This window comes from Prochlorococcus marinus str. MIT 0912 (assembly GCF_027359595.1).
Lineage (GTDB): Bacteria > Cyanobacteriota > Cyanobacteriia > PCC-6307 > Cyanobiaceae > Prochlorococcus_B > Prochlorococcus_B marinus_C.
Map to the genome: position 1 here is coordinate 921,300 of NZ_CP114783.1, position 20,824 is coordinate 942,123.

Genomic DNA, 20,824 nt, shown 5'->3' on the forward strand with positions numbered 1-20,824 from the left:
TTCATGGAACCTATTCTTGTTGCGAAGAATCTCACTAAATCGTACATAAAAGGATTACGAGCTCTTGATGATGTTTCTCTTACAGTTAATCAAGGTAAAGTTCTAGTAGTCATGGGTCCCTCAGGCTCAGGGAAAAGTACTCTCATTCGGACTTTTAATGGTCTTGAGACTTTTGATAAAGGAGAGCTAAATATTTTAGGAATAAAAGTTGATTCCACTCATGATGAAAGAAAAATACAAAAAATACGAAGAAGAGTAGGTATGGTATTTCAACAATTTAATTTATTCCCTCATCTCTCAATCCTTGAAAATATCACTCTCGCTCCAGTACATGTGCAAAAACGTCATCAAATTGAAGCTGAAGAATATGGCATGTATCTCTTAAGTCAAATGGGAATAGATTCTCATGCCAAAAAATATCCAAGTCAACTTAGCGGAGGAGAACAGCAACGAGTAGCTATTGCGAGAGCTCTAGCCTTAAAGCCCGAATTACTTTTATTCGATGAACCCACTAGTGCTCTAGACCCAGAGCGAATCAACGAAGTACTCGATGCGATGAGAAGACTAGCTGAGCAAGGGATGACAATGATTGTAGTAACTCATGAAATTGGCTTTGCTAAAGACGTAAGTGATCAAGTTTTATTTATGGATTCAGGTAAAGTCATAGAAACATCTCCTCCAAATATTTTCTTTTCTAATGCTAGGCATGAAAGAAGTAGAAAGTTTTTAAATCAACTTGATAAGAATTAGTAATAGGCAATTCATAATAAAACGAAAAGTAAGTTCTGAATAAAGATTGAAAACCAAATAACATGAGTTTAGCTAATGAAAAAGATATTGATGTCTAAGTTAGATATTAAAAAATCAAAAGATAATTTATTTGAAATAAACAAGATGAACTATTGGCTCATAATGAAAGTTTACCTTGGTTTTTAGCGGAGGTTCTTGAAACGCTCTAAAAAATGTTCACGTTTTTTTGTATAAAAATTTCCTATTTCATCCCTTTTGAATGATTAAACCCAATGAAGTGATTACGTGATTGTTCATATGGGCAAGAAGTGTTCTTCCATAATGAAAATTTCTTGTTTTTGGATCAGGGGTGTCTACATGTGTATCTGCAGGTGTATTTCCACGTTTAAAATTTAAAACAATTTTATGACCTTTTGCTATTAGCTTTTTAGCTAATTCCTCTATATCTTGCTTGCAGTAAAAGCTTAAGTCAGGACTATCATGACTAACTTTATCGGATGTCAATGTGAATTCAGTGGTATGAACTGCAATACCTCCTGGCGCTAAAATGTTCATAGCATTCTCTACAAAACGAATTCCATTATCATGACTACCTATATGTTCCAATGAGCCGCAGGACCAGCAATAATCAAAACCTTTCAAATCAGATGGAATCGAATTCATATTGACATTTTTAAAACTAACTCTTTTTTTGAAATCGTTTTTATTAATAATTGATTTAAAATATAATTGATCCACTTCAGTTGCTTGCCAGTTATATTTTTGGGATACCAAATCAGTTACTATTACTTGGCTATCTCTTGACGCAAAATAAGAAGGCATCATTTCAAAACCACATCCAAAGGCTAAACCTTTTTTCCCTTTTAAGTCTCCAACGTAAGTTGTAATCGCCTGAAGGATATATACATATTCCCATACTTTTCTATCCAATACGCATCCTTCTGGACTAAATCCAGTCTCCTTAAGAAGTTGAATCCACTTTTCCGCTTCTTTCTCATATAGTTGACTCGCTGAAACTAATTGACTATCAGGACTTTCTAACGTTGGCTGTTTTATTGAGAATAAAGGCTCTTCTCTCCTTGAAAATAAATCTTTATTAACCAATGACATTTGTTTTTATTTATATTATTCTATATTTTTGTTTTTTCCTCATTTGCATCAATAAGTAAATATCCTAATCAAGGCGATCTATGGATCATTTCAATGAAAAGCAAAACAGAAATAATAAATGAAATCATGTTTTTCATTCTCGAGAGAGCCAAGTGCGAAGAAGATACAGACAAGTACCTTAAGCATGTTCTCGACTACTGCAAACAAGATTACAAACAGGCTTTAAAAAAGAAAAAATAGTATAAACATTATTCGACAAATAAAGGTATAAATTTTAGGAATTCACTTTATATCTATAGTCCAACGTCGATTACCCATACGATCTGATTCGGAGTAACAATTAGCAATTAAATCTCCATTTCTTTTTCTGACTGAACATTCAATACCATCCTCAGTTCGATAGAAACTGGATGTAGAAGCTGAAGCTTCAGTTGATAAGTTCGATGTCAAATTTTTTAAAATCAAAAGCCAAATCATTCCTTCATTTGAATCTTCGTTAGTTGTGAAGTGCATTTTCAGGTGAATCTTTAGTGATTGGAACCGTATCTGTCTGTAAGATATCAGTGCTTGGTATGCCTTTAGCAACAGATCCGATCAGAGTCGTATGAGCTTCTGGATCTTTCTTTAACGTTGTGACCCCAAGATCGTTTTTTGAAATTAATATAAAAATAATTATCCCAACAAATGTCAAAATAATTGCTAGAGCCAATGAATAATCCATAACAAATGTTTATTGGTCTTAGTAAACTAAGATATAAATTAAAATCCATACGAAAATAAGAACTCACTAATATTTCAATTCATTCAAACAACTTAGCTCATTTTACTAATATGAAGTAATAAAAATCACAAAGTAATCTTAAGTATAAAATAAACTTCAATACTGTAAAAAAAATCAACTGTTAATATAGGGATTATTGGATAATTAAAGAATTCAAAGTAACTCAATGTACGAAGATAATTTAACAGCAAGCAATCCTAAAAAAGCCAATCATCATTGGTTTCCATTTCTTAGATATAAGAGAGAATATGAAGCTTCTGGAAAGGAAGTCAGCGTGAATGATTGGTTAAGAGCAACAGGGCAACTCGATGAAAAAATAGCTCATGAAGAATCAGTTGCATTAGCTGCAAAAATTGCTGCTGAAAAAGAAGCAGAGGCAATCAAAGAAATCGAAAAAGAAGCTCTAAAGAAAAAGAAGGAAATACAAAGTGAAACCAAGAAAAAAGCAAATTAAAATAATTGTAAGAGTGTCATTTGATACACAATAATTCCTACAAGATTTTAAGAAAAAGAAATTCTTTTTTAAAGATATTTAAAAATAAGATGAATTCAATATCAAACAAATGTTTTTTGCATTAGCATCTTCTCAGTTAGGTATAAGTACGTTAACAATCAATCTAATTCTAATTACTTCAGTGGTAATTTTATTAGGATTACCCACTTTATTCCTTATTAGCTTAGCTCAAGGCAAATCAGCATTTTGAAACGCTAGTAAACCATTCAAGAAGGATGAAATTTCTTATATAACTGATTCTCTGACAATTGAATTCCAAAACATGCAATATTATCAAAGTCACCATTTCTATGCATAATTGTCATATTGTCCTTAATTTCTTGACTATCAAACATCAACCCAAAATCACTGCAATATTTAAATAGCCTATTCATTGCAGCCTCATGGTTAGTAAGAAATTCCTCACAAAGTTCTGATAAATTTTCCTCATTCAAATTATTTATCATTGTTTTAAATTCTTTGAAATTGCTCATTGGATTTTATTGAGTTCGAAGTAATTTATTCATAACTTTTTTTTTTAAATTTAGTCATAACAAATATTGCTTTTAAAAGTGATTAAATATTCATCAGAGTGTAACCACATAAAAAACCATAGGCTCCAACTTAACTCTCGTTACTGCGTTGAATTAGTAGTTAATCTATAACACTTTCATTAATACTTAACAAACTAAATTCTTACTTTTCTAAAAAGTATAAAACAAGACTAGGTTATGTATTTATTGATAGAATGTATTTATTTGAAAAGCAACTAAAATAGTATATAAATCTAATCACAACTTATTACTGAATATGAATAAAGATCTAAGTCTCATAACAATTGAGAATGATATTAGCCAAGCAAATTACCCAACACTCTTCAAGGGAATATGGACCGGTATTTTAATCTCCTTGATAGCGCATCACTTTATCACTCATTAAAATCTTAAATTCTATTAATCGATAGATATCAGGATTTAATAATTTCTTTCCCTTCATAGCCTGTTGAGAAATCTTTCATTATTAATGTCATTACGTCTACCTCAAATTAATTAGAGTCTTTTGACGTCTATCTAACTACAAAGAATCGAATAAAGAAATGAGGCTGAGATTATCAATCCATCTAAACATCTTAATTTCGCTAAGATCCCATGGCAAAAAAGTAACCATGCAACTGGTTAATGAAACATGTACCCTGAGTTATTGCAAGGGTTATTAAAAATCAAATACCCCCCGTCCAAGCATCGTCCACACTTTTAGATTATTTTTTCAGGTTATTACGAGACCTACAGCTCTTGAAAGTGTTAATCCAAAAATATCTAAAACCACAAAACCATTCATTATTCTCAGTGCACGTGCAACGTCTGTTTCACATACACCATGTTCAGTTGTATCACTTACAACGACAGAAGCTGTTTTCGCAAAATAACTAAATGGAGTTGGCTTTTTATCAAATGTAATCGCAGCTTTACCCTTCCCTAATCTAGATGAATGATTCAATCTCCAATACCACCAAGAGAATCCAATTAATACAATGGGTACAAATAATACTAATTCAACCAATAGTAAGACAGGATCTTTAAGGGGAGATACCAAGAGCAAGTTCATTGAAGCAAGTTCCAAAAGCCACGCAAAGCTCAAAATAATTGCATAAACGTCACTCAAAAGTCTTGAATCTTTGCCTAAAAGACCCCAAATTATTAAACAAAGAATAAAGATTAAAAAAATCGCCCCTAATGGATGTTCGTAATTAGTAAAAGAATCTAAAACCAAATGAATATTTTCTAATAAATTCTTCACTGAAGAATCCTCAACATCATCAAGATTTAAATTTCTATCAAAAGAAACAGAAAAGAAGAAAGCTATTGAAAGAATATATATTTCAAGCGGTTTAAAAATTCTTTTAATCATATAATCTAAAAAATTAGATAGTAATTACACAATAGATACAAAATCAAAACTTTCATGATTTATTTTCTAAATACAAATTTCGATGGATAATAAACCTAGAATTGAACGTTTTTAATATTCTGTTTACACCCCGTACTTTCTCCCAGATCCATGACAGAAAAAGATATCTCGTATCGGCTAATGCAAAAAGATCTTTATGAAAAGTTTATTGAAATCAATCAGGATATGTTCTTATGATTTTGCTTACACATGATAATGAATTGAGAACAATTAGGTAGAAAAAGTATCAACCAATACATTGGAAGGGAGAGACAAGAATAAAAGACTTCAACAATTAAATCTACTTACACCAAAAAAATATCTATCCCCACACTAATAAGTTCATGCTCTTTCAGACAAAAGTCTATAGTTCTTTCAATCAAAAAACAATGATTCTTCTTGAAGTGATTCATCACTTTTTTGACTTCTAATAGATGAATTGTTTGATATTTTCTCTGAATCCCGTCTCTTTTCAAGCTTATCTTGATCGTCAGTTTTGGTATCCAAAATAGTAGATTTTACTATATTAGAACTAGGTTGTTTAATAGCAGATTGAAAAGCCACATCTCCTTTCATCATACTTTGACATCTTTTTAATGAAATAGCATCTAACGGTTTAACTTTATTTTTAGATCCAAAAACCATCTTATGGCATTTTGATATTCTCGAAAATTCTTTAGTATTATTAATTCCTTTCTCTGAAAAAGAAATCATTTTATTATCAAGATACTTTTTAAATTTAGGTGTTCTAAACTCCGACATTGATTTTAAATTACCACCTCTACAACTACCACCTGCATGAGAGTCAGATCCCATTGAGAAAAAAGCTAGCAAGATTATTAATTTTAAGAAGATTTTCATAGATAAAAGTATATTTTTTTATCCTACATTCAAAAGGCATACTATTAATTCATCCCAAAGCTAAAGTTTATTTTTTTATATATTAAATGTATTGAATACAATCAACAGTCAGGCCCAGATGAAGCACCAATAGCTCCTCCTGCTGCTGCACCAATTGCCGCACCTGAATTCCCTCCAAAAATCTTTTTGCCTAAAATCCCTCCAAAGGCAGCTCCAGCAATGGCATTACCTGTCTTCTTATTTATACAATCCTGACGCTTAGCTAAATCTCTATTACGTTGGTCAACGGTCTTAAAAAAAGCTGATCCGGTTGGTCCTTTTGCTTGTGCCGTTGTCCATACAGGTGGGGAGTCTGCCGCAATCACGGGCAGGTATAAAACACTACTTAAGAAAAATAGTTTAAAAAATATCCTTGCTCTAATTTTCATTATCAATATTTAATGTATTTTTTGATAGTAACATTTTATCTTACAAAGATTGAAGATGTTAAAAATGATTAATAGAAAATCTAGCTCGTATAGTAGGTTTTTATAAAATTTCTAATCTAACTATAATTAAAAATGACAAATTTCTCAAATTTTCCTAGAAATATAATTCCATGGGTTGCTTTAGGAGGTAGTGGTCTAGCGATTTTCCTCTCAATTCCAAAAGCAGCTGAAAACTTCAAACCAATTGACAATAAAAGAATAGAAAATATAACAGATTTTGAAATTTTATCAGATAAAAAAACAGGAGATATTTATGGTTGGATTGAAGGAAAAGAAGGAGAAATGAGATTTGTAAAAATGGACGAGAACTCAGAGAATAAAGTTCGTAGCGAAAGAGAAAAATCAAAGGAAAAAGCTAGAATTGAAGAAGCAAAGCGTCAAGCAGCTTTAGAGAAAGAAAGATCTTTAGCTGAAGGTTTATTAACTCCTAGTATCAACAAAGAAGATATACGATCCGAGCAGATTTTCGAGAAAAATACTACATTTAAAGACTACAAAGTTAATGCAAAAATTAAATATAGACTTCGTGAGAGAAGTATGCTTTATAGAATTGCAATTTCATTGAAAGACATCTCAGATAATGTAACTAATCCTATGTGCGAATCTATTGAGTCAATAGATTCAAATCTAAGTGCAAAACTTAGAGGAGAGAGAATGCTCAGCTTAATCAAGGGGAAAGATAATCAGATACGTTTTAGATTTGTTGATGCAGATGATTTTTGGCTTAAAGATACTGTTATTCCTTTAGACAGCAAGAAAGCTAATAATTTAAAAACAACTGTTATTGATGCATATCATAAAGATGAGTGTGGGAATTTGAACAAATTAGTTTTCCATGGTCAAATGAGCGATTATTCTTTACCCGATTATAGTTGGGTTGAAGATGGCAAATTATTATTTAGTGGAGTAAAAGTTATCGAACCTGAAGAAGAAAATAATGAAGATAAATAAACTACTCTAAAGAAATATATAAAATAAATTAACAAAATCGCATAAAAAAATGCCCCGCAAAAACAGGGCAAATCATCTTCAGATTGTTATGGGTAATAAATTATTGTATACAAATTTTGATTAGTTTTCTTCTTGCTTTTGATTCTTCTTTCTTTTTTGTCATTTAAACCAAAAGAAGATTTAAAACCACCGGGATTGACGGCTTTCTCAGCACCAACTGCGCCAATGATAACAGTTGCAAACAAGGCACCTACGACCATTATGGCAGGACATCCGGCTCCCTAACTATCTCTGCAGGTGCTACCTCAGGAACCTTCAATGTTCCTATCCTTGCTGACTCAACAGATGAGAACACAGAAACTGCAACCATTACTCTCACCAATGCAACTAACTCCACCTTCTCTGACGATACGGCTACTTTAACGATCACTGATGACGAGGAAGCATAAAGTACATTAGCAATCGAGTTCATCTATAGAAGCAATCAAGACCAGACTTTTATATTCCTCGTCACCTCGTCCAAAGTGTGGCAATATTCATGAAGGCAAATTTCTTAGTAGCGATAGGAATGAAAACGAAAGACAGATTCCTCCTCGCCCCTGCAACGAAGCCGCTAGAGGACTAAATAATATTCACTTATTTTCAAAAATAATTGAGTCGATCTTACAAATCACAGAAAAAAAATCTGATTTGTTAGTTATTAGTAATAAAAACCTGATTAGATAGAGTAAAGAAAAGAGATGGAAGAATGAGGTTTCATTCCAACTCCATTCCAACCATCAAGAATCACTAAGATTACAGACTATGACTGAGATTAACTACTGGCTAATGAAAAGTGAGCCAGATGCTTACAGCATTAAAGATTTACAAAAGGAAGAAGAAACTCTCTGGGATGGAATTCGAAATTATCAAGCTAGAAACTTTATGAGGTCAATGAAAATTGGCGATCAAGCTTTTTTTTATCATTCAAATACAAAGCCCCCTGGAATAGTTGGTTTAATGGAAATTATTGAGACAAACTTAATCGACCCATTTCAGTTTGATGAAAATTCAAAGTACTTTGACAAAAAATCAACACGTAATAAACCTCGTTGGGATTGTGTGAAAACTAAATATATCTGTGAATTTAAAAATATGATTACTTTAAAGGAGCTATCTGAAACTTATACGTCTGATGAACTAACGCTAGTTCGTAAAGGTAACAGGCTTTCAATTATGCCAATTAATAAAAATATCGCTTTAGATCTTCTAAAAAAGCTCAAGAAAAATTAATTCAAAAAGAATGAGATCCAAACATATTCCCAATATAAAGACGTGTTATCAATCTTGAACTAATACCGTTTTGGATCAAAAAACCGGCTAGTGCAGCCTGCAAAAGCCTGTATTGATCCCAATTAGGATGTTTCTCAATATAAACTTTCATAGCTTGTTGAATTTGCTTTGGTATTTCTGTTTGAAAACTAATTGTGTCCTCAGATTCCATAACTTCCGAACTTTGAATCGAGCTTTTTTCTTCCATAAAATCAATATTTTTCATTTAAAAGGCTTTTAGAAGATTTAATTCATCCGCAAACTACTCTCAAAATCAAATCTATAAAAAACATTTTCTCGGGGCGTCTCACTCTCAGATCAAGCACCCAACTACTTTCCGGGAAAATCTATAATTTTTGCTTATCCTTGGTACTCTTATGATTTGCAAGCCTAATCAAAGCCGTCAAATTCGATCTTTTTCCACAGAAGTCAGGAAGAGACTTGTTGTTTCGGCAAATCCTGTGGAAAAGATGTGAGTTGTTTTGACGTGAAATTGGGGAAAAATTTGAAAAACTTTTAGTTAAGTTCTCTCACAAATAGTCTGAATCCCACATTGTTCTCATTGCATTAGAAACATGGTTAGTCACATTTCTAGGCCAATAAACCTCTGCCCCTCTATTTATTAACCCGCTTGCACTCAAAATCAATCTGAGATCCCATCCATATTGATCACCCTTCAAAATTGCAAACCAAGGGCTACGTTCTAATTCCAAAGTTATATTCTCATCTCCCATCAATTGATCTTTTACTGATTTGTACTGATCAGACAGATCTATTATCACCTTAACTAAATTTTCCCACTCATATTTGTTCAATTCTATTGCCCAAAATTCTCCTCCTATAAGCGTAGAAAAGTTGTTTCTTGATGAATCTCTAATTATTCTCCAACCCGGACCTTCTTTTTTAATCACCTAACCGGGTAATAGATCGGGCTGATCTTGTTCATCACTTAGTTCAATTATGGCTCTTTGTACTGGCTTGACTGTTGATTCCTCTAGAAGTCCATCAAAATCATCAAATCTTCTTTGTTTTGCTCTAAAAGCAATCCTCACAGTAGTGAGGTAGCGATTAGTGGAATGTCTGATAAGACTCTCGCCTCTTTTTGCTAAATCCTTGGAATTAACTCCTGAACCTGACTTAATCACACTTAAAACTTTGATGTTGCTTTATTCTAGGAGAGAATTGCTCATTTCAATATTTTTCGCCAAATAATAACACTGGCGTTAGTTTTTCTAGACTCACTTTCTATTGATTGATTCTTGTTAAACCTATTCAAAGTTCACAAAGAAAGATGGAAAAAATTAAAATTGATCCATTCGAAAAATCACATCAACAAGAAATCAATAAAAAGGATTTTGGAACATTAGCCATAGATTTAGGGAGTTCTACAACTGTGGTTGTTTTTCAAAAAGAGAATGGCCAACCCCCTGAACTTTTAAATCTACCTCCAATTAGTCGCGCTCCGGGAGAGATACCTAGCTTAATTTGGAAATCAGTAGAAGGAGAAAAAGAATACTATTTAATTGGACAAGAAATTATAGATTTAAACCTAATTAACTCAAAAGAAAATAACTTGAGTCAAGATTTTAAAAGATGGATAGGAGCTACCGAAATTCAGCCTATATATGATTCAAAAATCTCCCCAGAAAAAGCAGGAGAGATTTTAATTCACAATATTTGGGAAAAAGTCTCGGAAAAGGTAAACATCAAACGATTAGTCTTAACTGCTCCAGTAGATACTTATCTTGAATATAAAACTTGGTTGGTAAATGTATGTAATTCATTAGATGTAAAAGAAATTGCATTAGTGGATGAACCTACTGCTGCTGCGATGGGAGCTGGACTTGAACCTGGTTCAACATTACTAGTTTTAGATTTTGGAGGCAGTACAATTGATATGTCAATTGTTGCGTTAGAAGGAGGGGAAGGGAAAGCTGCACCAATTGCTCAACTTGTCAGATTTGATGGCAATAATTTAGAGGGTAAAAGTACACAAGTTCTTCGCACTGCAAAAGTTCTAGGAAAATCAGGGCTTCGAATAGGTGGTAAAGATATAGACCGATGGATATGTAATTATTTATTGCCAAAAGAAAATCCAACCAATGCAATCTTAAGACAGGCAGAAGCACTAAAATGTGAATTAAGTAATACAAATATAAAAGAGACATTTGTTATCACTAAAAAAGTACAAAATGATCAATGTGAAGAAAAGTTTTTAAAACTATCTAAAAAAGGATTAGAAGAATTACTGATAGAAAATGGACTCTTAAAAAGTATTCAAAAGCTATTCAATCAAACAATTAATGTCGCAAAACGAAATTCATTTGAATTAAAAGCTCTTGATAGTGTTGTATTAGTCGGAGGAGGATCTCGAATACCTTTAATTAAAAATTATTTAGGTGAGCTCTGTAATTCCATCCCTTTTTTAACTCCTCCACCTATTGAAGCAATTGCATTGGGAGCATTACATCTCACTCCAGGTGTTCAAGTAAAAGATGTCCTTAATAAAGGCATCAGCTTAAGATGCTGGAATAAAAAAAATGAAAAGCATATTTGGCATCCTCTTTTTCTAGCAGGTCAAACATGGCCAACAAATAAACCTTTAGAAATAGTTTTAGCTGCAAGTATAAATAATCAATTAAGTTTAGATTTAGTTATCGGAGAACCTCAGGAAGAAGGGTCTAATGAGATTATTTATATTAATGGAATACCAACTTTGAAAACAATAGAGTCTAAGGATAAAATAAAGAGGTTAAATAATAGTCTTATTTCAATTTCCCTTGATCCTCCCGGTGAAATTGGTCAGGATTGTATTAAACTAATGTTTAATATTAATGACAAGTGTCAACTTGAAGTTGAAGGCATTGATTTACGAAATAACAATAAGATAACAATTCAAAATCTTGGGCAAATTAGATAATTACCATATTTTTTTAATATTAATCAACTATAGATTTATAGTTATTTTTTACACAAAAAGATACCCTCCTCTCCATCAATTTCATTCAATCTAAGATCTATAGTCTCGTCTTTACTAGTTGGAACTACACGCCCACAAAAGTCTGGTTGAATGGGAACTTCTCTATGGCCCCGATCTACCATCGCTAGAAGCGTAATTCTTCTTGCCCTGCCCCATGAATTCAAGGCTTCTAATGCTGCCTTAATCGTTCTACCTGTATATATAACATCATCAATCAAAACAACCTCTCTATCATCAACAGAAGAAGGTAAATTAGTCACTTGTGCAATTCTAGTACCAATCTTAGCAAGGTCATCTCTATGAAAAGTAGGATCTAAACAACCATTTTCGACTGGCTGACCAGATAATTCCTCTAGATATTTTGATAGAAATTTAGATAAATAAACTCCCCTAGTTGGTATTCCAACTAGCAATAAAGAACGAATATTTGGAATCTTTTCCAAAATTTGAGAAGCCAATCTTTTTATGGTTCTATCAAGTTCTTTCTTTGAGAGGATTTCTATCTCTTTTTTTACTGCTTCATCTGGCATCTTTTAAAATCCTAAAAATTTTATTTTTTCTTAGGAATAGCTGAAATACTTTTTCAATCTAATAGGGAAAAGCTAACCAAACATCAAAGTATTAGCCTGTTTACCTATTAGGAAGTAATTTAAGATTAATTAGAAACATTGTTAGCAACCAATTTCTTTGAATGTCAAGCAGTAACGCCGCTGTTTCAATAAGCAAAGGGAATGTAGCCCCAGTGGTATTGGCGATACTTGATGGTTGGGGGCATTCTGAAGAAACTAATCACAATTCTATTAAACAAGCATCTACACCTGTAATGGATGCTTTATGGCATGCCTACCCACACACTCTTATTGAAGCAAGCGGTGCAGATGTTGGGCTACCAGATAATCAAATGGGGAACTCCGAAGTTGGACATCTAACTATCGGAGCTGGGAGAATAATTCAGCAAGAATTAGTCCGTATATCTAATACAGTTAAAGAAAATAAATTAATTGAAAATAATGCTCTTAATGAATTTTCTAAAACTTTAAAAAATAGAGGGGGAACTCTTCATATCATGGGACTTTGCTCAGATGGAGGGGTCCACAGCCATATCAATCATTTGTGCGGTTTAATGCAATGGGCTGCTGAGAAAGAATTAGCAAATGTCTCATTACACCTTTTTACTGATGGAAGAGACACCTCAGCAAAAAGTGCTGCAAAATATATAGAGAAAATAGAAGAAACAATCAAGGTAACTGGTGTAGGAGAAATTTCTTCAATTTGCGGAAGATATTGGGCTATGGATCGAGACAATAGATGGGAAAGGACTTTAAAAGCTTATGAATTACTTACTGATCCAGACTTTATTGTTAGCAATCTTTCCGCACAAAAGTGTTTAGAGAAAAGCTATGAAGAAGGAATCACAGATGAATTTATTGAACCTATTAGGCTTTCCCCCTCTTTCTTAAATGATGGAGATGGAGTGGTATTTTTTAATTTTCGCCCCGACAGAGCTAGGCAATTAGTAAAGGCTCTTAAGTTAAAAGATTTTGATGGCTTTGAGAGAAAGAACAAAATAGATATTGACTTACTAACTTTTACTCAATATGAGTCTGGTCTTCCCGTATCAGTTGCTTTTCCACCTGAGCCACTGAATGATTTATTAGGTCAAGTAGTCTCGAATCATGGACTAAAGCAATATCGGACCGCTGAAACAGAGAAATATCCTCACGTAACATATTTTTTGAATGGAGGTATTGAAAAGCCATTAAAAGGAGAGGTAAGACATCTTGTTCCATCTCCAAGAGTTGCAACTTATGATCTACAACCAGAGATGTCAGCAGACGAGCTAACTGAAAGTTGCATAAAAGCAATTGAAACTGGAACTTACTCGTTAGTGGTAATTAATTTTGCCAATCCTGATATGGTTGGTCATTCCGGAATCCTAGAGGCAGCTATTAAAGCTAATGAAAAAGTTGATAGCTGTGTTGGAAAATTATTAAATTCAATAGGCAAGTTAGGCGGATCACTTCTAATAACAGCTGATCATGGCAATTCCGAAATGATGTTAGGACCAGATGGTCAACCATGGACTGCTCATACAACAAATCCTGTGCCAGTTATACTTGTAGAGGGCGAAAAACGTAAATTAAAAGGATATGGCAATGACATAAAACTGAGAGAGTTCGGAGGTGGTTTATCTGATTTAGCTCCCACCCTCCTACACCTACTAAACTTGCCAAAACCTAAAGCAATGACTGGCTCAACACTTATTGAACCAATCAATTTACCTAAAAAGTCAAACCTTATTCCTCAACCCGCATAATAAATAAAAAATGATCATTCCACTTTTATCTTGGGCATGGGCAATTTCAGGAGTGTTTCTAATACTATTAGTTCTTCTTCATAGCCCAAAAGGTGATGGAATGGGTGGATTAGCATCTAGCGGAAGCTCTATGTTCACAAGTGCCAGTAGTGCAGAATCGACTTTAAATAGAGCGACTTGGACATGTCTTATCTTGTTTTTAACCCTTGCTGTTGTTCTTAGTGCCGGATGGTTAAAATAAATTTTCAAACGTTTGTTAAACCCTATTTAATTGAAGGGAAATAATTAATTAATGGAATTGATTATCATTATTTCTTAATCGCAGCCTCAATCTATCCCTCGTATAGGTTATGTCTTTACGAAATATGTTGAGGACTTTGTCCTAAAAGATAATCAATTGCTTTTGTATCGAGGAAGTGTTGAGGAAATGTTCTGAACATTTATTTGACTATAAAAAAAGACTGGGCATAAACCCAGTCCCTTATTGAAATCAAAGTTAGACTAAATGCTGAAATTAATCAGTAATCAAAATCACCACCCATTCCACCACCTGCTGGGGAAGCTTCTTTCTTCTCAGGCAAGTCGGCTACTATACATTCAGTTGTAAGGACCATTCCTGCTATTGAAGCAGCATTTTGCAAACCTGAACGAGTTACCTTTGCTGGATCAACAATTCCAGCAGAAAGCATATCCACATACTCACCAGTTGCAGCGTTGTACCCATCATTTACCGGCTTGGATTTAACGTTTTCGGCAACAACTGCTCCATTAGCCCCAGCATTCTCAGCTATACGCATTAGTGGAGAAGTAAGAGCAGCTTCAACTATATTTGCTCCGATTAATTCCTCTCCAGAGAGGTTTGAGGAGGACCAATCGGCCAATGCAGGAGCTAAATGAGCGAGTGTAGTGCCACCACCGGGAACAATTCCTTCTTCAACTGCAGCTTTAGTTGCATTAATTGCATCTTCTAATCGAAGTTTCTTATCTTTCATCTCAGTCTCAGTTGCAGCACCAACCTTCACTACAGCAACTCCACCAGATAATTTAGCTAATCTTTCTTGAAGCTTTTCCTTGTCATAGGTTGAGTCTGTCTCATCCATCTGCTTCTTGATTTGTTCACATCTAGCATTAACAGCTAATTCATTACCTTCAGCAACAATTGTGGATGTGTCCTTATTAATTGTGACTCTCCTAGAAGTGCCAAGCATATCAAGAGTAGCATTCTCAAGTTTTAAGCCTGCATCCTCAGTAATGAGCTGGCCATTAGTAAGAACAGCCATATCTTCAAGCATCGCTTTTCTACGATCTCCAAAGCCAGGTGCTTTAACAGCTGCAACGTTTAAGACACCTCTAAGCCTATTAACAACTAATGTGGCTAAAGCTTCTTTTTCTATGTCTTCAGCAATTATTAAAAGAGGTTTACCAGTCTTAGCAACTTGTTCTAAAACTGGAACAAGATCCTGAACCAGACCTATTTTTTTGTCAGTAAGAAGTATGTAAGGCTCATCCAACACTGCTTCCATTCTCTCAGTATCAGTTGCGAAGTAAGGAGAGATATATCCTTTATCAAAACGCATTCCTTCAGTGACCTCTAACTCAGTGGTCATTGACTTGCCTTCTTCTAAAGAGATAACCCCCTCCTTACCAACTTTATCCATTGCATCAGCAATCATTTTGCCAACTTCTTCATCATTACCAGCAGCAATAGTGCCACATTGAGCAATTGCATTACTGTCACTAATGGGCTTGGAATGATCTTTTATTTTTTCAACCAGAAATTCAGTTGCCTTATCAATTCCTTTTTTCAAAGTGATTGCATTTGCTCCTGCTGCAACATTTTTTAAACCAGCTTTTACCATTGCATGAGCAAGAACAGTTGCAGTGGTAGTTCCATCTCCAGCAGCATCATTAGTTTTTGATGCGGCTTGACGTATTAGAGCAACTCCTGTGTTTTCAATGTGATCTTCGAGTTCTATTTCTTTAGCGATTGTTACACCATCATTGATTATTTGAGGTGCACCAAACTTTTTCTCGAGAACAACATTACGACCTTTCGGCCCTAAGGTGACTGCTACTGATTCAGCCAAAATGTCAATACCTCGCTCGAGTGCACGGCGGGCTTGCTCGTTGTAAATGATGCGCTTAGCCATAAGAGGCGATTTCCTTTAATTTCAAAAAGTTTTTTGGTTTGGACTTCAGCAAAAGCTGAGTTTTAATTGACAACAGCCAGAATATCTTTCTCAGAGAGAAGTACGTATTCATCGCTGCCAAGTTTGATATCAGTACCTGCGTACTTGCTGTAGAGAACCTTGTCTCCAACACTTACTTCAGGAGATTGACGTGAACCATCCTCGTTACGTTTTCCAGGACCAACCTGAGCAACTTCACCGACTTGTGGTTTCTCTTTAGCAGTGTCGGGAAGCAATATGCCACCCGCCGTCTTCTCTTCTGATTCAGAAACTTTTACAAATACACGATCTCCAAGTGGCTTAACAGTGGAGACGCTGAGAGATACAGCTGCCATAAATTAGTGCAGTAGCAAAAAAAACAAAAAGCGCTTAGCGCTGACTCGATAAAGAGTATTACTCATTACCAACGGTATTAATTTATGCATCTAAGTACGCTCTAGACCACATATATTCTGTGCGGTTGACCGAACACTAAAAAAAAATGCCTGTGAAGTGGTAGTCTAAGCCGCTGATAAGGGTATGCAAATCAGAGCATGCTCACAAAGTTTTAGTTATCTTATGGCCGCTTCTGCTACCGCTACTGTTGGAACTAAGGGTATTGTTCGCCAAGTAATTGGTCCTGTTTTAGATGTTGAATTTCCAGCTGGCAAACTTCCCTCAATCCTTAATGCATTAAGGATTGAGGGGAAGAATCCTGCCGGGCAAGATGTCGCACTGACTGCAGAAGTTCAACAACTACTAGGTGATCATCGCGTTAGAGCCGTTGCTATGAGCGGAACTGATGGATTAGTTAGAGGTATGGAAGCTGTAGACACTGGAGCGCCCATTTCTGTACCTGTTGGTGAAGCGACCCTTGGAAGAATTTTCAATGTCCTTGGAGAACCAGTTGATGAGCAGGGCGACCTTAAGAACGTAACAACTTCACCAATTCATCGTTCAGCTCCAAGCCTTACAGACTTAGAAACCAAACCAAAAGTATTTGAAACTGGCATTAAAGTTATTGATTTGCTTGCTCCATACCGCCAAGGTGGAAAAGTAGGGTTATTTGGAGGAGCTGGTGTAGGGAAAACTGTTTTAATCCAAGAACTCATTAACAATATTGCTAAAGAACATGGAGGCGTATCAGTTTTTGGTGGAGTTGGAGAAAGAACAAGAGAAGGTAACGATTTATATGAAGAATTTAAAGAATCTGGAGTGATCAATTCAGAAGATCTAACCAAGTCAAAAGTAGCCTTGTGCTTTGGTCAAATGAATGAGCCACCTGGCGCAAGGATGAGAGTCGGCCTATCAGCATTGACGATGGCAGAGCATTTCCGTGATGTAAACAAGCAAGATGTTCTTTTGTTCATTGATAATATTTTCAGATTTGTTCAGGCTGGATCCGAAGTATCTGCATTGCTAGGTCGTATGCCATCAGCGGTTGGATATCAACCGACATTAGGAACTGATGTAGGAGAGCTTCAGGAGAGGATTACCTCAACTCTTGAGGGTTCCATCACCTCAATTCAAGCTGTTTATGTTCCTGCTGACGACTTAACAGATCCAGCGCCTGCTACAACTTTTGCTCATTTAGATGCAACTACTGTTCTAGCAAGAGCTCTTGCAGCTAAGGGTATTTATCCTGCAGTTGATCCACTTGACTCAACAAGCACCATGTTGCAGCCATCTGTTGTTGGTGATGAGCATTATCGCACTGCAAGAGCAGTTCAATCAACACTTCAAAGATACAAAGAATTGCAGGATATCATTGCTATTTTAGGATTAGACGAACTATCTGAAGAAGATAGAAAGACAGTAGATCGTGCCCGCAAAATCGAGAAATTCCTATCTCAGCCTTTCTTTGTTGCTGAAATTTTCACAGGTATGTCGGGTAAATATGTGAAATTAGAGGACACAATCAAAGGATTCAATATGATTCTTGCAGGAGAGCTAGACCATCTACCTGAGCAAGCTTTCTATCTTGTTGGAAGTATTGAGGAAGTTAAGGCTAAAGCAGAAAAAATAGAATCTGAAGCAAAAGCTTAAAATCTGTTTTCCTACTAAATCACCTTCAGTCAACGTTTTTCTAAAATCCACAAGAAATGTCTTTAACTCTACGAGTTCTTGCTCCTGATCAGAGCGTATTTGATGATACCGCTGATGAAATAATACTTCCAAGCACTACTGGGCTATTGGGAGTATTGCCTGGTCACATTTCAATGGTTACTGCTATTGATTTTGGTGTATTAAGGGTTTTAAAAAACGGTAATTGGGATTCAATAGCACTAAGTGGGGGCTTCGCAGAAGTTGAATCCAATGAAGTTACAGTTTTAGTAAATAAAGCTGAGATGGGAAAAAATATTGACTCTGCTAAAGCTGAAGCTGAATTAGAACAAGCAAAAAATCAACTAAGTCAAACTAAGGATCAAGAAACTTCCCCTGAAAAAATCAAAGCCCAAGAAGCATTAAACAAAGCTAAAGCTTGGTTTAATGCTTCAAAATCTGACTAAAAGTTTCAAATAATCTTTTCTCCCTGAACAAAAATTTTGTTCAAGTGTTTTTTATGCAGTACCGCAGAAAGTTACATCAGGAAATTTAACTTTGGCTTGTTCTAAGGTCTTTCCTTTACCTTCCTCTTGCCAATAATTAATAACCTCTGTTGCTTTATTTAGTACTTCCACTCTTTCATTATCAGTAATCCAACTTTTTTCTTCTAATTGAGACTTTAGTGTTTCCCATGCATCCTCTCTTGGCCAAAAGAAATAGGCTGTAAGTGGGCTAGGTCCTCCTCCAACAATTTGATCAACAGCCAAAGCTACGTTGTCTGGCAACCAAAGAATTTTCAGCAAAAACCTCCCCTCATCTGCCTTTGGTGTATGGCCAGAAGGTACTCCATCTGCATCAATAGTTGCAGTTGCTAATGCTGCAGCACCTCCAAGTGCGCTTGGTCGACCTGATTTTGTCTCTTCAGAACTAATTTTCTCTTGATTTTCAGTTTGTGTGCTTGCCTCAGTACTTGTTAAATCTTCTTGAACAGTACCAGCCTCTTCAGAAACCATCATTTCTAAGTTTTCAACTAGCTAACAAAATACTAACTTAACAGGAACTAGGACCTATTTGAATTACTAGAGTAGGAATTCAAAAGGTTTTCTACTATTCGATAATGATGGAGTTATGGAAGTAGCAAACTATTTGGGAAAATACATTCATCATGGACAATTTAATTAAACAGATTTTCTTAGAAATTTTCTAAATAAATTCAATCAATTTTCCAAATCAACCAAATTCTTAGTCGCACCACAACTCAAAACTTCTACAGAATCTTTGGTTACTAGAACATCATCTTCAATGCGAATTCCAATGCCTTTCCATCTTTCATCTATCTCAGGCTGACCCTCAGGTACTGCTAAACGGTCACTAATGTAAATACCAGGTTCCACTGTTAAAACCATTCCAGGTTCTAGCTTCAGATGATAATCACCTAAACGATATGCCCCTACATCATGTACATCTAGACCTAACCAATGGCCGGTTCGATGCATATACAAATGAGAGTAAGCTTCTTGTTCAATAATCGAATCTACTTCACCAACTAGCAAGCCAATATCAACTAAGCCCTCAACAAGTTGCTTCAAGGCAGTCATATGAACATTCTCAGCGTTATCACCAGGGCGAACACATTGAATTGCGGCTTCTTGAGCTATGAGAGTAATTTCGTATAAAGCCTTTTGTTCTCCAGAAAATTTACCATTAGCAGGAAAGGTTCTTGTTATGTCGCCATTGTAGTAATCATCCAAAGAGCAACCAGCATCTATCAAGACAAGATCTCCATCTCTTATGAGTGAATTATTTGCCGTGTAATGAAGTACACATGCATTGTCTCCTGAAGCAATTATTGAACCATAAGCAGGTCCCCTTGTACCTTTTTCAAGAAAGTATTTTTCTATTTGAGCTTGCAAATCTCTCTCATTCATTCCCGGGCGGGCAAATTCTCTAACTATTTCATGGCCCTCTGCAGAAATTTTTGATGCAATACGCATTCTTTCTATCTCAAAATCATCCTTACGAAGTCTTAGATCATGAAGTATTGGGCAAGGCGCAATCATGGACAATGGAGCGGAGCCACTTCTAGGAAGTTTTTGCAAATGCTCAGACCAAGTTTTTAAAACCAAAGGCTCCAAATGTGGATATTTCCCAACTCGAAAAGCAATCCCTTCGGCTCCTTTTAAATAATGAGGCAAAAGGTTTGGCAATTCATTCAAAGGATGAGATATATCAACATCGAAATTATCTAAAACTCCTTTTGTTCCCCACCTAAAGCCTGTCCAAACTTCTGCACCAGACTCTTTGGGTAAGACGAAAAGTACATATTGTTCTCCCTTGGGTTTATGAGGCAAAAACAAAGCCACTGCATTTGGCTCGTCAAAGCCAGTTAAGTACCAAAAATCACTATTTTGACGGAATGGGTACTCACAATCCGCATGATGAGTAACTAATTCTGCCGCTGGGATGACAGCGGCATGAGAACCTAAATGTGACAAAAATATGTCTCTACGGCGACGAAAAATACTTGAATCAGCCACAAAAATACTCCTATTTACTATTAAGGATGGCAAGAGAACTAACTTAGTGGAAAAATAAAAGCAAAAGATCCTTACTATTTAAAA

26 protein-coding genes are annotated in these 20,824 nt (G+C 35.2%); 10 read left to right on the forward strand and 16 right to left on the reverse strand.

Translation table 11 applies throughout. The features are described 5' to 3' along the window. Window positions 1-3: 3 nt before the first annotated feature. Entirely contained in the window at window positions 4-750 is a 747-nt protein-coding gene (locus O5640_RS05635; protein ID WP_269613717.1) for an amino acid ABC transporter ATP-binding protein, read from the forward strand. A gap of 246 nt (window positions 751-996) precedes the next feature. On the opposite strand, the gene O5640_RS05640 is transcribed toward O5640_RS05635, so the two are convergent. The 3 genes from O5640_RS05640 to O5640_RS05650 all read right to left on the reverse strand — a co-directional run bounded on the left by O5640_RS05640 (window position 997) and on the right by O5640_RS05650 (window position 2,581). Beyond that, window positions 997-1,860, reverse strand: coding sequence for a methyltransferase domain-containing protein (locus O5640_RS05640; protein ID WP_269613718.1), 864 nt, complete (start codon window positions 1,858-1,860; stop codon window positions 997-999). Window positions 1,861-2,142: 282 nt separating this feature from the next. Next, a complete protein-coding gene (locus O5640_RS05645) occupies window positions 2,143-2,373 on the reverse strand; it encodes a hypothetical protein (protein WP_269613719.1) in 231 nt (76 codons plus the stop codon). Continuing rightward, complete coding sequence (locus O5640_RS05650; protein WP_269613720.1) at window positions 2,357-2,581, reverse strand: hypothetical protein; 225 nt, start codon at window positions 2,579-2,581, stop codon at window positions 2,357-2,359. The genes O5640_RS05645 and O5640_RS05650 overlap by 17 nt, the downstream gene beginning before the upstream one ends. A 226-nt stretch (window positions 2,582-2,807) precedes the next feature. Between O5640_RS05650 and O5640_RS05655 the strand changes: the two genes are divergently transcribed. After that, entirely contained in the window at window positions 2,808-3,095 is a 288-nt protein-coding gene (locus O5640_RS05655; RefSeq protein WP_269613721.1) for a hypothetical protein, read from the forward strand. Between the two features lie 266 nt (window positions 3,096-3,361). Here O5640_RS05655 and O5640_RS05660 read toward each other — a convergent pair whose 3' ends face one another. The 4 genes from O5640_RS05660 to O5640_RS05675 all read right to left on the reverse strand — a co-directional run bounded on the left by O5640_RS05660 (window position 3,362) and on the right by O5640_RS05675 (window position 6,307). Then, window positions 3,362-3,628: a hypothetical protein gene (locus O5640_RS05660; protein WP_269613722.1), complete on the reverse strand. Its 267-nt coding sequence runs from the start codon at window positions 3,626-3,628 to the stop codon at window positions 3,362-3,364. A 772-nt stretch (window positions 3,629-4,400) separates the two neighbouring features. Continuing rightward, a complete protein-coding gene (locus O5640_RS05665; protein WP_269613724.1) occupies window positions 4,401-5,042 on the reverse strand; it encodes a hypothetical protein in 642 nt (213 codons plus the stop codon). Between the two features lie 414 nt (window positions 5,043-5,456). Continuing rightward, window positions 5,457-5,897: a hypothetical protein gene (locus tag O5640_RS05670; RefSeq protein WP_269613725.1), complete on the reverse strand. Its 441-nt coding sequence runs from the start codon at window positions 5,895-5,897 to the stop codon at window positions 5,457-5,459. 146 nt (window positions 5,898-6,043) lie between these two features. Further along, on the reverse strand, window positions 6,044-6,307 hold the full coding sequence (locus tag O5640_RS05675) for a hypothetical protein (RefSeq protein ID WP_269613726.1): 264 nt from the start codon (window positions 6,305-6,307) through the stop codon (window positions 6,044-6,046). 195 nt (window positions 6,308-6,502) lie between these two features. Between O5640_RS05675 and O5640_RS05680 the strand changes: the two genes are divergently transcribed. Next, entirely contained in the window at window positions 6,503-7,381 is an 879-nt protein-coding gene (locus O5640_RS05680) for a hypothetical protein (protein ID WP_269613727.1), read from the forward strand. Between the two features lie 86 nt (window positions 7,382-7,467). Here O5640_RS05680 and O5640_RS05685 read toward each other — a convergent pair whose 3' ends face one another. Beyond that, complete coding sequence (locus O5640_RS05685; protein ID WP_269613729.1) at window positions 7,468-7,641, reverse strand: hypothetical protein; 174 nt, start codon at window positions 7,639-7,641, stop codon at window positions 7,468-7,470. 27 nt (window positions 7,642-7,668) lie between these two features. Here O5640_RS05685 and O5640_RS10850 point away from each other — a divergent pair, with 27 nt between their 5' ends. Together O5640_RS10850 and O5640_RS05695 are read left to right on the forward strand one after the other, a co-directional pair. Beyond that, window positions 7,669-7,830 (forward strand): hypothetical protein, encoded by a 162-nt coding sequence (locus O5640_RS10850; protein WP_420063701.1) that lies wholly within the window; start codon window positions 7,669-7,671, stop codon window positions 7,828-7,830. A gap of 355 nt (window positions 7,831-8,185) precedes the next feature. After that, a complete protein-coding gene (locus tag O5640_RS05695; RefSeq protein ID WP_269613743.1) occupies window positions 8,186-8,653 on the forward strand; it encodes an EVE domain-containing protein in 468 nt (155 codons plus the stop codon). 1 nt (window position 8,654) lies between these two features. Here O5640_RS05695 and O5640_RS05700 read toward each other — a convergent pair whose 3' ends face one another. The 3 genes from O5640_RS05700 to O5640_RS05710 form a co-directional block, all read right to left on the reverse strand. Then, the gene (locus O5640_RS05700; RefSeq protein WP_269613745.1) at window positions 8,655-8,918 is read right to left on the reverse strand and encodes a DUF2811 domain-containing protein; all 264 of its coding nucleotides are present in this window, start codon (window positions 8,916-8,918) and stop codon (window positions 8,655-8,657) included. A 304-nt stretch (window positions 8,919-9,222) separates the two neighbouring features. Further along, window positions 9,223-9,603 carry a DUF1818 family protein gene (locus tag O5640_RS05705; RefSeq protein WP_269613746.1) on the reverse strand — a complete coding sequence of 127 codons (381 nt, stop codon included), beginning with the start codon at window positions 9,601-9,603 and terminating at the stop codon, window positions 9,223-9,225. Next, window positions 9,604-9,837 (reverse strand): DNA-directed RNA polymerase subunit omega, encoded by a 234-nt coding sequence (locus O5640_RS05710; protein ID WP_158467134.1) that lies wholly within the window; start codon window positions 9,835-9,837, stop codon window positions 9,604-9,606. A 146-nt stretch (window positions 9,838-9,983) separates the two neighbouring features. On the opposite strand from O5640_RS05710, the gene O5640_RS05715 reads away from it, so the two are divergent. Then, entirely contained in the window at window positions 9,984-11,612 is a 1,629-nt protein-coding gene (locus O5640_RS05715) for an Hsp70 family protein (RefSeq protein ID WP_269613748.1), read from the forward strand. Between the two features lie 41 nt (window positions 11,613-11,653). On the opposite strand, the gene pyrR is transcribed toward O5640_RS05715, so the two are convergent. Next, complete coding sequence (gene pyrR, locus O5640_RS05720; RefSeq protein WP_269613749.1) at window positions 11,654-12,202, reverse strand: bifunctional pyr operon transcriptional regulator/uracil phosphoribosyltransferase PyrR; 549 nt, start codon at window positions 12,200-12,202, stop codon at window positions 11,654-11,656. 161 nt (window positions 12,203-12,363) lie between these two features. Here pyrR and gpmI point away from each other — a divergent pair, with 161 nt between their 5' ends. Both gpmI and secG read left to right on the forward strand, forming a co-directional pair. Continuing rightward, entirely contained in the window at window positions 12,364-13,989 is a 1,626-nt protein-coding gene (gene gpmI, locus O5640_RS05725) for a 2,3-bisphosphoglycerate-independent phosphoglycerate mutase (RefSeq protein WP_269613750.1), read from the forward strand. A gap of 10 nt (window positions 13,990-13,999) precedes the next feature. After that, a complete protein-coding gene (gene secG, locus O5640_RS05730) occupies window positions 14,000-14,230 on the forward strand; it encodes a preprotein translocase subunit SecG (RefSeq protein WP_269613752.1) in 231 nt (76 codons plus the stop codon). 277 nt (window positions 14,231-14,507) lie between these two features. Here secG and groL read toward each other — a convergent pair whose 3' ends face one another. Further along, window positions 14,508-16,139 carry a chaperonin GroEL gene (gene groL, locus O5640_RS05735; protein WP_269613753.1) on the reverse strand — a complete coding sequence of 544 codons (1,632 nt, stop codon included), beginning with the start codon at window positions 16,137-16,139 and terminating at the stop codon, window positions 14,508-14,510. A gap of 62 nt (window positions 16,140-16,201) precedes the next feature. Beyond that, the gene (gene groES, locus O5640_RS05740) at window positions 16,202-16,513 is read right to left on the reverse strand and encodes a co-chaperone GroES (protein ID WP_011295315.1); all 312 of its coding nucleotides are present in this window, start codon (window positions 16,511-16,513) and stop codon (window positions 16,202-16,204) included. A gap of 223 nt (window positions 16,514-16,736) precedes the next feature. Here groES and atpD point away from each other — a divergent pair, with 223 nt between their 5' ends. Both atpD and atpC read left to right on the forward strand, forming a co-directional pair. Beyond that, on the forward strand, window positions 16,737-18,203 hold the full coding sequence (gene atpD / locus O5640_RS05745) for a F0F1 ATP synthase subunit beta (protein WP_269613807.1): 1,467 nt from the start codon (window positions 16,737-16,739) through the stop codon (window positions 18,201-18,203). A gap of 56 nt (window positions 18,204-18,259) precedes the next feature. Beyond that, on the forward strand, window positions 18,260-18,667 hold the full coding sequence (gene atpC, locus O5640_RS05750) for an ATP synthase F1 subunit epsilon (protein WP_269613755.1): 408 nt from the start codon (window positions 18,260-18,262) through the stop codon (window positions 18,665-18,667). A 51-nt stretch (window positions 18,668-18,718) separates the two neighbouring features. On the opposite strand, the gene O5640_RS05755 is transcribed toward atpC, so the two are convergent. Then, window positions 18,719-19,219 (reverse strand): 30S ribosomal protein PSRP-3, encoded by a 501-nt coding sequence (locus tag O5640_RS05755; protein ID WP_269613756.1) that lies wholly within the window; start codon window positions 19,217-19,219, stop codon window positions 18,719-18,721. A 201-nt stretch (window positions 19,220-19,420) separates the two neighbouring features. Then, window positions 19,421-20,740: an aminopeptidase P N-terminal domain-containing protein gene (locus O5640_RS05760; RefSeq protein ID WP_269613757.1), complete on the reverse strand. Its 1,320-nt coding sequence runs from the start codon at window positions 20,738-20,740 to the stop codon at window positions 19,421-19,423. Window positions 20,741-20,824 lie beyond the last annotated feature (84 nt).

Excerpts from the sequence above, each read along its gene's own strand:
- O5640_RS05635 (WP_269613717.1), top strand. The coding sequence starts at position 4 with ATGGAACCTATTCTTGTTGCGAAGAATCTCACTAAATCGTACATAAAA.
- O5640_RS05640 (WP_269613718.1), bottom strand. The coding sequence starts at position 1,860 with ATGTCATTGGTTAATAAAGATTTATTTTCAAGGAGAGAAGAGCCTTTA.
- O5640_RS05645 (WP_269613719.1), bottom strand. The coding sequence starts at position 2,373 with ATGCACTTCACAACTAACGAAGATTCAAATGAAGGAATGATTTGGCTT.
- O5640_RS05650 (WP_269613720.1), bottom strand. The coding sequence starts at position 2,581 with ATGGATTATTCATTGGCTCTAGCAATTATTTTGACATTTGTTGGGATA.
- O5640_RS05655 (WP_269613721.1), top strand. The coding sequence starts at position 2,808 with ATGTACGAAGATAATTTAACAGCAAGCAATCCTAAAAAAGCCAATCAT.
- O5640_RS05660 (WP_269613722.1), bottom strand. The coding sequence starts at position 3,628 with ATGAGCAATTTCAAAGAATTTAAAACAATGATAAATAATTTGAATGAG.
- O5640_RS05665 (WP_269613724.1), bottom strand. The coding sequence starts at position 5,042 with ATGATTAAAAGAATTTTTAAACCGCTTGAAATATATATTCTTTCAATA.
- O5640_RS05670 (WP_269613725.1), bottom strand. The coding sequence starts at position 5,897 with ATGGGATCTGACTCTCATGCAGGTGGTAGTTGTAGAGGTGGTAATTTA.
- O5640_RS05680 (WP_269613727.1), top strand. The coding sequence starts at position 6,503 with ATGACAAATTTCTCAAATTTTCCTAGAAATATAATTCCATGGGTTGCT.
- O5640_RS05685 (WP_269613729.1), bottom strand. The coding sequence starts at position 7,641 with ATGGTCGTAGGTGCCTTGTTTGCAACTGTTATCATTGGCGCAGTTGGT.
- O5640_RS05695 (WP_269613743.1), top strand. The coding sequence starts at position 8,186 with ATGACTGAGATTAACTACTGGCTAATGAAAAGTGAGCCAGATGCTTAC.
- O5640_RS05700 (WP_269613745.1), bottom strand. The coding sequence starts at position 8,918 with ATGAAAAATATTGATTTTATGGAAGAAAAAAGCTCGATTCAAAGTTCG.
- O5640_RS05715 (WP_269613748.1), top strand. The coding sequence starts at position 9,984 with ATGGAAAAAATTAAAATTGATCCATTCGAAAAATCACATCAACAAGAA.
- pyrR (WP_269613749.1), bottom strand. The coding sequence starts at position 12,202 with ATGCCAGATGAAGCAGTAAAAAAAGAGATAGAAATCCTCTCAAAGAAA.
- gpmI (WP_269613750.1), top strand. The coding sequence starts at position 12,364 with ATGTCAAGCAGTAACGCCGCTGTTTCAATAAGCAAAGGGAATGTAGCC.
- secG (WP_269613752.1), top strand. The coding sequence starts at position 14,000 with ATGATCATTCCACTTTTATCTTGGGCATGGGCAATTTCAGGAGTGTTT.
- groL (WP_269613753.1), bottom strand. The coding sequence starts at position 16,139 with ATGGCTAAGCGCATCATTTACAACGAGCAAGCCCGCCGTGCACTCGAG.
- groES (WP_011295315.1), bottom strand. The coding sequence starts at position 16,513 with ATGGCAGCTGTATCTCTCAGCGTCTCCACTGTTAAGCCACTTGGAGAT.
- atpD (WP_269613807.1), top strand. The coding sequence starts at position 16,737 with ATGGCCGCTTCTGCTACCGCTACTGTTGGAACTAAGGGTATTGTTCGC.
- atpC (WP_269613755.1), top strand. The coding sequence starts at position 18,260 with ATGTCTTTAACTCTACGAGTTCTTGCTCCTGATCAGAGCGTATTTGAT.
- O5640_RS05755 (WP_269613756.1), bottom strand. The coding sequence starts at position 19,219 with ATGATGGTTTCTGAAGAGGCTGGTACTGTTCAAGAAGATTTAACAAGT.